9 protein-coding genes are annotated in these 9220 nt (G+C 71.1%); 5 read left to right on the top strand and 4 right to left on the bottom strand.

Annotated elements, in window-relative coordinates; genetic code table 11:
- Nucleotides 1-146: 146 nt before the first annotated feature.
- From VN520_RS21965 to VN520_RS21950, 4 genes are all read left to right on the top strand, one after another.
- On the top strand, nucleotides 147-389 hold the full coding sequence (locus tag VN520_RS21965; RefSeq protein ID WP_325748649.1) for a hypothetical protein: 243 nt from the start codon (nucleotides 147-149) through the stop codon (nucleotides 387-389).
- A 331-nt stretch (nucleotides 390-720) separates the two neighbouring features.
- The gene (locus VN520_RS21960) at nucleotides 721-1038 is read left to right on the top strand and encodes a hypothetical protein (RefSeq protein ID WP_325748648.1); all 318 of its coding nucleotides are present in this window, start codon (nucleotides 721-723) and stop codon (nucleotides 1036-1038) included.
- A 336-nt stretch (nucleotides 1039-1374) separates the two neighbouring features.
- On the top strand, nucleotides 1375-1749 hold the full coding sequence (locus tag VN520_RS21955; RefSeq protein WP_325748647.1) for a VOC family protein: 375 nt from the start codon (nucleotides 1375-1377) through the stop codon (nucleotides 1747-1749).
- Nucleotides 1750-2289: 540 nt separating this feature from the next.
- Nucleotides 2290-3273, top strand: a complete 984-nt coding sequence (locus VN520_RS21950) for a Rieske 2Fe-2S domain-containing protein (RefSeq protein ID WP_414719909.1) — start codon at nucleotides 2290-2292, stop codon at nucleotides 3271-3273.
- A gap of 210 nt (nucleotides 3274-3483) precedes the next feature.
- On the opposite strand, the gene VN520_RS21945 is transcribed toward VN520_RS21950, so the two are convergent.
- Entirely contained in the window at nucleotides 3484-3909 is a 426-nt protein-coding gene (locus VN520_RS21945) for a DUF6003 family protein (RefSeq protein ID WP_325748646.1), read from the bottom strand.
- A 530-nt stretch (nucleotides 3910-4439) separates the two neighbouring features.
- On the opposite strand from VN520_RS21945, the gene VN520_RS21940 reads away from it, so the two are divergent.
- Nucleotides 4440-5750, top strand: coding sequence for an APC family permease (locus VN520_RS21940; protein ID WP_325748645.1), 1311 nt, complete (start codon nucleotides 4440-4442; stop codon nucleotides 5748-5750).
- Nucleotides 5751-5790: 40 nt separating this feature from the next.
- Here the strand turns inward: VN520_RS21940 and VN520_RS21935 are convergent, their stop codons facing one another.
- The 3 genes from VN520_RS21935 to VN520_RS21925 form a co-directional block, all read right to left on the bottom strand.
- A complete protein-coding gene (locus VN520_RS21935; protein ID WP_325748644.1) occupies nucleotides 5791-6513 on the bottom strand; it encodes a type VII secretion system-associated protein in 723 nt (240 codons plus the stop codon).
- Nucleotides 6506-7261: a type VII secretion system-associated protein gene (locus VN520_RS21930; RefSeq protein WP_325748643.1), complete on the bottom strand. Its 756-nt coding sequence runs from the start codon at nucleotides 7259-7261 to the stop codon at nucleotides 6506-6508. Before VN520_RS21930 ends, VN520_RS21935 begins: the two co-directional genes overlap by 8 nt.
- Nucleotides 7262-7329: 68 nt before the next feature.
- A partial coding sequence (locus VN520_RS21925; RefSeq protein ID WP_325748642.1) for a scabin-related ADP-ribosyltransferase occupies nucleotides 7330-9220 on the bottom strand: 1891 nt, incomplete at its 5' end.

Raw genomic sequence — 9220 nt, 5'->3', positions numbered from 1 at the left:
CACCATCGGCTACGGCTGCCAGCAGAGCGTACTCGACCTCTTGAACGCCGCCACGAGGTGACGGTCCGGGGGGCCGTGAGCCGCCCGCCGTGCCGGCGCGGACTGCTTCGGCACCCCGCCCCGCGCGGCGGACCTCGCCGTGGCCGGTGCCGGAACAGTCGGTCCGCCCTGAAGAATCCGGGCTCCGCGCACGCTGGGACGAGTTCGCCGCCCAGGCCCTGTGCGATCAGGCCTCCTACGCGGACCTCCTGGCGGAGCTGCTGGAGAGCGAGTGCGAGGACCGTGACGCCCGCCGCAAGAGCTGCCGGGTCAAGGAGACCAACTCCCCCGGCCGAAACGGATCGAGGACTTCGATTTCTCGAAGAACACCGGCATTCTGCAAGAAGTGATCAACACCCTCCTCCAGCCCGATCGGGTCCAGGCGGGCCATCCGCTCCGCCTGATTCGGGTTGCAGGCCGCTCACTTCTGAGGCGGGCCGGAGGAAGTACCCGAGATCGAGTCGACGCACCGCCGTGTTCTCCCGCAGGCAGTCATCCCTGCGGGCCGCCGTCCGAGATCCAGCCGGTCCGCTGTCCGCGTACGAGCTGAAGTGCAGAGGCAGGTACGAGTGAACGTGCAGGGCTGACTGCAGAGGGTGTCGCCGAAAACCAGAAGCAGAGCGCCGGGTGGGGTGGGGCACGCGATTTCTCGGCACCTGGCTGTAGGGCATGATCGCGGACATGGCAGAAGCGGAACTGGATGAGCTGGCACGGTTGTGGGACAGGTTCAGGGCCATGCGCTTTCCCCCGGGCTTCCACCAACGAGAGCCTGAGGGCGAATGCATGGTGATGATGGACTCGATGCTCGCCGGTTGTGTGTCGTCAGCCCTGAGTGGCCCCTTGGATGACCGGCACCAAGGCGCACTGCGGAAACGCACTGTGGTCCTTGGAAGGATCCTTGCGTCCATCGGTGATGACGAGTACGCGGCCACGTACTTCAGCCAATTGCACGCGATGGCCGTGCTGGCGGCCGACCTCGACAAGGCTCGAAGCGAGTAGTGCTTGTCAGGCCCGCCATGCGGAGCCGGAGGGCCTGAGATCTGTCGGGCCATCAACGACCAGATGAAGTACCGCCTCTGCGGAGCTGCATGTCCAGTCCCCCATGACGGACCCACCCCACCGGCAAGCCCCGAACTTCTTCAGGCAGCTTTGCGCTTTCCTCCATGTCTGCTGCTGCACTCCAGCCCGTACGCCGACATCTGCGCAGGCTCATCGACGGTGGGCCGGCCGAAGACACGATGAGACAGCCGCCGCTGCCTGCGGCCTCCTGCCGACAGCCTGATGGCGAGTGCGCGCAGGTGCGTGAGGGCGTGCACAGGGGGCAAGGTCGAAGTCATGACGACGACGCTCGGTGCCTTTGTCCTTGGTACTCCCGACCCTCCCGCGCTGGCCGACTTCTACCGGGCCCTGCTGGGCTGGCAGGAGGTCGACCGTCAGCCCGAGTGGGTCCGGCTGCGCGCTCCGGAAGGGGAACGCCCCGGCCTCAGCTTCCAGCTGGAAACCGATCACACCCCGCCGGTGTGGCCGCAGCGCCCCGGGGCTCAGCAGATGCAAGCACACTTGGACCTGCAGGTCGACGATCTGGACGCGGAGACCGAACGAGCCTGCGCCTTGGGTGCGACGTTGCAGGAGCACCAGCCTCAGAAGGACGTACGGGTCCTCCTCGACCCTCACGGCCATCCGTTCTGTCTCTTCCTCCCTGGTGCCTGAACCCACTTCCACGGGGCTGTGCGGGCACCGCTGCGATCCGCCGACCGGTTCTCCCGGCGGCTCGACAACGCCGACCGGCGGGGATCAGCTCCGTGATGCCCGGCCCGCCGTCCTCCGGCGCCCGTACTGCCTTCGCGGACGTCTCACCGGCGGTGCCGGCCTCGGATCCGGGCTGCTGGGTGTTCGAGCCCGAGGCCCCGTGGCACGGTTTCCCCGGACTGAGCGAGGGGCAGTGCATGCCGGACCCCTATCGAGGCAACCCTGACCTGCCCCGGGGTCTTTGCGATGGGTGAGACGGAGCTGTGGGGCGGCACCGAAGGCCTCCCGCTCGCTCGGGCCTCAGGCCGGATCGCCGCCGCGATGGTCACCGCCGCCCCGCCCGGCATCCCCGTCCTGGCGGGCTTCTCGTGCCGCCCGTCCCTGCGGACTCCACGAGTACGCCTGGGACATCCGACTCGGTGGCCTCCGCACAGCTTCCTCCGAAGGAATGACAGTGCGATGAGGCCGTTTCCGGCGTGAGCGAACGGTTACTCGCCCTGTATGGACGAAATGCCTGAATTCGACAACCGCGCCCCCGCCGTCGGTACGGTGCTCCGTGCGGTGAAGCGCCTGCTGCCCTCGGCTCTGGGCCCCGGCCGGGTCCTCCGCGCCATGGACCACCTCGAGCGCGCCACCGTACTCGACCCGACCGTCGAACTGCTCCGTGACCGGATCCGGGCGCTGCCTCTGGGGTCGTTGCGGGACGTACTGCACGGACGCTGGTTGGGCCACCCCGTCCATCCACTGCTGGTGCAGCTGCCGATGGGCACATGGCTCTCCGCAGCGGTGCTCGACTGCCTTCCCGGACAGCGAAGGGCAGCATGTGCGCTGGTCGGCGTGGGGATCGGTGCCGCGGCACCTGCGGCCCTGGCAGGGTGGGTCGACTGGGCAGAGCAGCAGCCGCGGCAGCAGCGCGTAGGACTCGTGCACGCGGCGGCGAATGTCACGGCGGTCGTCCTGTACGGCGGATCGTTCGCCGCCCGTACGCGCGGACGTGTCGGCCTGGGCAAGGCCCTCGGGTTCGCAGGGCTGTCGGTGGTCGGGCTCGGCGGCGCGATCGGCGGCCACCTGGCCTACCGTCAGGCCTCGGGGGCCAACCACGCGGAAGCGGTGCCGAACCTTGTACGACCCGGGTGGCACGACATCGGTTCCTCCACCGACTTCGAGGTGGGCCGGCCGGTCCGGCGTCACATCGACGGGGTGCCCGTCCTGGTCGTACGCGAGACCGGCGACGACGTGCATGTCCTGGCCGATTCATGCAGCCATACGGGAGGTCCGCTGTCCGCAGGTTCCGTCAGCGACGGCTGCGTACGTTGCCCTTGGCACGGCAGTGTCTTCCGGCTGGCCGACGGCTGGAACGTGCGCGGGCCCGCGACCGCGCCCCAGCCGGCCTTCGGGACACGGGTCGTCGGTGACCGCGTCGAGGCCCGGCTCCGCGACAGGGAGCCCGACGGTCCAGCGGGAGCACCGGACCAGATGTCCTGACCCGGTCACATCGCTCGTCCGGTCCCAGGAGGACGGGGCGGCATGCCTGGAAGGGCGTGCACGGCCCGCGCGAGGTCCGCAGCCACGTCGGTGTCGGCCCGGCCCGCCCGCGGGCCCGCTTCCGGGCGGGCCTTGGCTCAGTGCTCCGGAGGGCCGACTTCCCCTCCGCTGACCTCCGGCCTCCCGGAGGGTGTCTCGCGGGCCACGGGTTCACGCCTGGATCAGGCCGACGATCTCCTGCGGGGTGAGACCGGTGAGCTGGGCGATGCGCGGGGCCGGGATGCCGGCTGTCAGCGCGCGGTGCACGAGAGCTTCCCGGTCCTGGGTCATCTCCCGAAAACCCAGCAGCTCGGCTTCCAGGTCCGCGACTGCCTTCGGAGCGCACTCCCGGTGCACACGCAGCGCCTCCTCCTCGCTCAGCGGAACGGGCAAGCTCTCGGCGTCCTCGGGGATCAGCGCTTCGTCGTCAGCAGGAAGGATCCTGACCTGCTCCGACGAAGCGGAAACACCGTGAGCCTGCAGCCACCCGTGGACGGCAGGCGTCTCCGCACATGCCAGGGCACCCACTGCGGCAAGGGCGGCCCCCACCCGGGGACGACTGCCGGACAGGAGGAACAGGCGAGCGTCATGGTCCATCGCGCAGAACTACCTTCTCGATCCGAGCATCAATGTCGCCCTGATGTTAACCGTTACACGCAGCAACAAAGCTCTGTGACATGTGCCGGTGGAAGGTGTGCAGGAGAGAACCGCTTCCGGCGGATCGCGGGCGGTGCCGGCCGTGCCTGCCGGACCGCCGGCCGTGCCTCCGTCACTCCGCAGCGGCCGGCGGCATGGGGCCCATCCGGGCGAGACATGGCCGCGGTCCCAGGGGCGTGCCGGTCGGCGGAGGATGCCACGCCTTACTCTCCGGAGGCGCGGAGCATGTGTGAGCGCCGCGGCAGTCACTTCGTCTCCACGTTGCGTGTCCTGCCCCGGCTGTCCTGCGGGTCCGCTGGATCAGTGGCCTCCGACCGGCCCTTCCGGCCGGACACGGAAGGCCCGTCGGCCCGTCGGCCACCGAGCCGGCCGGCTCACCTGCGTCTTCGAGCCCCGGCCGTCCGCTTGAGAACGCCGTGACGTGGAACGAGGTGAACATGGATCGCGCCGCACAAGATGACACAGAACTCGTGGAAACACCGCTCAAGCGCACGCTTACCACGCCGCTCCTCTACTTCTTCATCCTCGGTGACGTGCTGGGGGCCGGGGTCTACGTCCTCGTGGGGCAAGTGGCCGCGGAGTCCGGTGGCGCGGTCTGGGTCCCCCTCGTGGTGGCTCTGGGCCTGGCTCTGCTGACGGCCTCCTCCTACGCGGAGCTCGCCACGAAGTACCCGCGGGCCGGCGGTGCCTCGCACTACACCACCTTGGCCTACGGCCCCTTCGCCGGATTCTTCGCAGGTTTCTGCATGCTCGCCGCCGGTGTCGTGTCCGTGGCCGCCCTGGCCCGTGGATTCGGCGGCGACTACCTCAGTGTGTTCGTCTCGCTGCCCGTGGCGCTGGTTGCCGTACTGTTCCTCGGCGCGCTGGCCCTCCTCAACGCCCGGGGCATCAGCGAATCGACGCGGGCCAATGTGGTCGCGACTGTCATCGAGGTCGGGGGTCTCGCACTGGTGATCGGCCTCGGTGCGTGGGTGGTGCTGCGCGGCGACGGGGACGTGGGCCGGCTGACCCAGCTCGGTACGGCCGGGCACTCACCGACCGCCGCCGTGCTGAGCGGGTCCGTCCTGGCCTTCTACTCGTTCGTCGGCTTCGAGACCTCCGTCAATGTCGCGGAAGAGACCCGCAACCCGCGACGGTCCTACCCCCGTGCGCTGTTCGGCGCACTGGCCACCGCCGGTGTCGTCTACGCACTGGTGGGCGCCGCGGCGAGTTCAGCGGTGCGGACGAGCACACTGGTGCAGTCCAGCGGGCCGCTGCTGGCGGTCGTCGAGGTCGCCGGCGGCGTGCCGACATGGCTCTTCAGTGTGATCGCTCTGATCGCCGTCGCCAACGGCGCGCTGCTGACCGGCATCATGTCCTCCCGGCTGGCGTACGGCATGGCCCGCGACGGGCTTCTGCCGCAGTTCCTGACGAGAGTGCTTCCCGGTCGGCGCACTCCCTGGGCCGCCATCGTCACGACCACGCTGCTCTCGCTGCTGCTCGCGGTGACGGGGGATGTGGCGGCGCTCGCCTCGACGCTCGTGCTCCTGCTCCTCGTCGTCTTCTTCCTGGTGAACACAGCCGTACTACGACTGCGCCGCGACACCGTGCCTCATGACCATTTCACAACCCCCAAGGCCGTCGCCCTGCTCGCCTCCGCGTCGTGTGTGCTGCTGGCCACGCAGATCGAGGGCGAGGTCTGGGCCCGGGGGTCGGCCGTGCTGGCTGTCGGCGTACTCCTGGCCTGGGTCGCGTCCCGTCGTCGGCGGAAGATGGCGGAAGGCGCGAATCCATCGGCGTAAGGGGGCACGGCACCACTCCCTGTGGAGCGTGCCGTGCCTCTCAGGCGCTCGCGCTCCGCGCCTCGCCCGCATCCGCGTCGGCTTCTGTCTCCTCGGCCTCCGGTGTCAGGAAGTCCTCGGGCACGGCCCCGGTCGCCGGGGTCTCCCGGTCCCGGGGGGCCGGGGCCTCCGCCGTCGCCGCTTCCTGCAGTACCTCGGCAAGCCCTTCCGTGGTCAGCACCATGCTGACGGGGCCCGAACTGTTGAGGCACAGGCTGTGTCCCGGAGGGATACGGCTGAGCAGCTCCACGGCCGGCAGTCGTTCGTGCCCCAGGCTTCCGGCGGCCTGGAGGTAGCGGGGGGAGGTGTAGACCGGGACCACCGCCGTGCCGTCGGGCGCCGAGGCGCTGACCGGCTCGCCGTCCGCGGTGACGAGCACCGCGATCTCGGCCCTGGCCAGGGCCGCCGTGACGTCTTCCACGGGGCCGTACCCGGTGGTGGCGAGCTGGATGGCACGGTCCACGTCATCGGCGGGCTCCGGCCATCCCATCGCCTCGGGAGAGGGCCTGTAATCCTCGTTGTCCTCCCACTCGACGATCTCGCCCTCGGAGTCGGAGCGCCACTGACCGACCACGGCCCACTCCGGCGGCGGGCCCTCCCCCTTCCAGGCGGGATCGGGCAGGTAGAGCCAGTGGTCGGGTGCAAGTCTGGCGGCCTGCAGGAATTCCTCGGGAGGAACGGGGTCCAGGGGGGCGGCGGGGGTTTCGGCGCCGGGCTCACTCATCTTGTCCTCGCTTGCTGGGGGTACCTGGGTCGGTGCGGGGGTGCTCGCCGCTCCGGGCCGGGGCGCCGGACGTCTCCGCCCACCGGGCCCGCAGATCCTCCCCGGGCACGAGCAGTGCGGCCGGCGCGGAGGCACTGAGGAACATCACGTCCCGGCCGGGCGGCAGCCGGTCGAGAAGGTCGGGGAGTGCCATCGTCACGTGTGCGGGCAAGCGGTCCGCCGATGCCCGTGGGGACACCGGGAAGACGGGCACCGTGAGCGCACCGCCGGGTGCCCGTGTCCAGGCCGGCTCTCCGTTCTCGGCTACGCACACGGCCACCGCCCCGGCCTTCGCGAGTGCCTCGGTGACGTCCGCGTCCGGACCGTAGCCGGTCGCGGCCAGGTGCACGGCGGCGTCGGCATCGGTGACCGGAGGGGCCCAGCCGAGCGCGGCGGGCGAGGGACGGTAGTCGGGGTTGGCCTCCCACTCGACGATCTCGCCGTGCGTGTCGCTGCGCCACCGGCCGAGCACGGCCCAAGGGGGCGCGGGCTCGTCGTCGGTCTCGCCGAGCCAGTGCCTGTCGGTCACCGACAGCCAGTGGTCGGGGGCGGTCCGGGCGGCCGCGACGATGTCCCCGGGCGGCACCGGGAAGTGCTGCTGGTCCCGCCCTACGGGTGCGGGCGGACGCGGGGACACGTCGGCGGGCGCCGCACCGGGAGCGGGTACCGGCCCGCGGACGGCGTCCGGCGGTCCCTCAGAGGTCGGCATGGGGGTCGCTCCAGACAGTCACGCCGCGCGGATGCCCGGCTGGCGGAGGAAGGCACGAGGACATCTCATCACCCGTGCGCACGGTCGTCGTTCTCCGGCCCCGCTCCGGCGGCCTTCCCGGGCCCTTCCGCCGGCCCTGCCTCCGACGCGGCCAGCAGCGCCCGGGCGTGCTCGTCCGGGAACAGCCCTTCGCGGGCGACGTGAGCCCGCAGTTCCTCCTCGGTCAGCGGGTGGACGTCCCAGTACCGGCCCCAGTTGTCCACGTAGACCGAGGCCGCCGAGCGGTCGGACTCGTCCAGGGCGTGCTGGGCTCCGGTCATCACCTCGTGGAAGCTGTGGTGGCCCACACCCACCAGCACGCTCACCAGTCCGCTCCTGATGAGACCGAGGTCCACGGGCACCCCCGCGAGGCGGGTGAGCCGGGCCACGTGGGTGATGATCCGGTAGGCACTGCCCGAGGTGCCGGTCAGTACCAGACCACCGGAGTCCTCGGAACGCGCCTGGAAGTCCGCGGCCATCGGCAGCGTGTGCGTCAGCCCGGCGGGCGACCAGAGCAGGACCCCTTCCCGGACGGCCAGGCGCCGCTCGGCCGGGCTCAGTTCGGGCCGGACCTCGTGGGGCTGCAGCGGTGTCCGCAGAAGCGCGTCCAGCTCCTCCATCTCCTGTTCCTCCTCCTCCGGGTCAAGGCCCGCCGCGAGGAGTCCGGCACGCTCGCGCTCGTAACGCCTGAGCTGCTCGCTCCGGTGCCGGTCACGGCGCTCCAGCCCGATCACCGGATGCTGCGGCTCGACACCTCCCATCAGGTACGGGACGAGGTCCCTCGCCACGCCGTTGAACAGGAAGGTCACCCGCTCACGCAGGTTGCCGGACTCCACGACCCGCGCGAGCTTCTCGTACGAGGTCCCGACGGATCCGGCGTCCTCGCCGCTTCTGCTGCCGAACAGCCGGTAGTCCGTGCGGTTGTGCAGGGCGATCGCCCAGAACGCCCGTACGACCTTGCCGAACTCGTCGTTGACCTGCTGGTTGTCACCCAGGTACGCGGCGAGCCGCTGCTCGAAGTACAGGGCCTCCTGCGCGTAGCGGACGCGTGCCAGGACCCAGGGAGGCGCGGCGAGTCGTCCGGCCTGCTCGTCGGGCTCCGAGGAGCCCTCCGGCTCGGCCGCCCCTCGGGAATCCCCGGGCACCGAAGTGGCCTCACGGCCCGTGGACGGTTCCCGGCTCCGCGACAACGGCGTCGGGGCGTCGTCCGCCTCGGAGCCGGAGTCGTCGTCTCCCGACGACAACGGCCGCGGATCGTCATCCGAGTCCGAGTCCGAGTCCGCATCCAGGGACAGGGCCGGGAACGATGCGAGTACCGGTCCGGCGGCGGGCGCCGCCGGGCCCGCGAAGTCCGCGTCCACGACGGGCGCCGGCCCGCTCCCGATGGGCGGTGCGACCGGCGCGAAGTGCGGGTTGGCGACGTACGGTCCGACCGGAATGCCGTACTCCATGGGCTGCGCGCCGCGGATGTACCGGCGGGCGACACCTCCGGGGAACAGCACCTCCTCCTGGTCGGGGAAGGGCGAGGCCGGCCCCAGGGTGGCGTTCACGTCGATGCCGCCGGGGACCTGGATGTCGTAGCGCCAGCGGTAGCGGCGGTACAGGGCGGGGGCACCCATCGGGTTCGCCCGGGCACTGTCGCGCACATAGTCACGGTTGGCAGTCGCGCTGGCGAAGACGGTGTCCGGGACCAGCGCGCTGCCGCCGTAGACATGGTCGATGAGGTGGACCATGTCGGCGCCGTACGGCTTGAGCCCCGCGCCGAAGACATGCTCGGGCCCGTCGGGGCTGAAGCGGAACAGCGGGCCGTCGTGGTCGCGCCACAGCGCCTCGGGGAGCGTGCTGCCTGCGAGCGCGGCGGGGTCGGCGGCGACCGTGGCCGGGTCGACGGGCGGGGCCGGGCTCACCGGCCCGGTGGCC

It is taken from the genome of Streptomyces sp. (assembly GCF_035563135.1).
Taxonomy (GTDB): domain Bacteria; phylum Actinomycetota; class Actinomycetes; order Streptomycetales; family Streptomycetaceae; genus Streptomyces.
The sequence above is the reverse complement of the archived record's forward strand: the minus strand, read 5'-3'. Positions and strand labels throughout refer to the sequence as shown.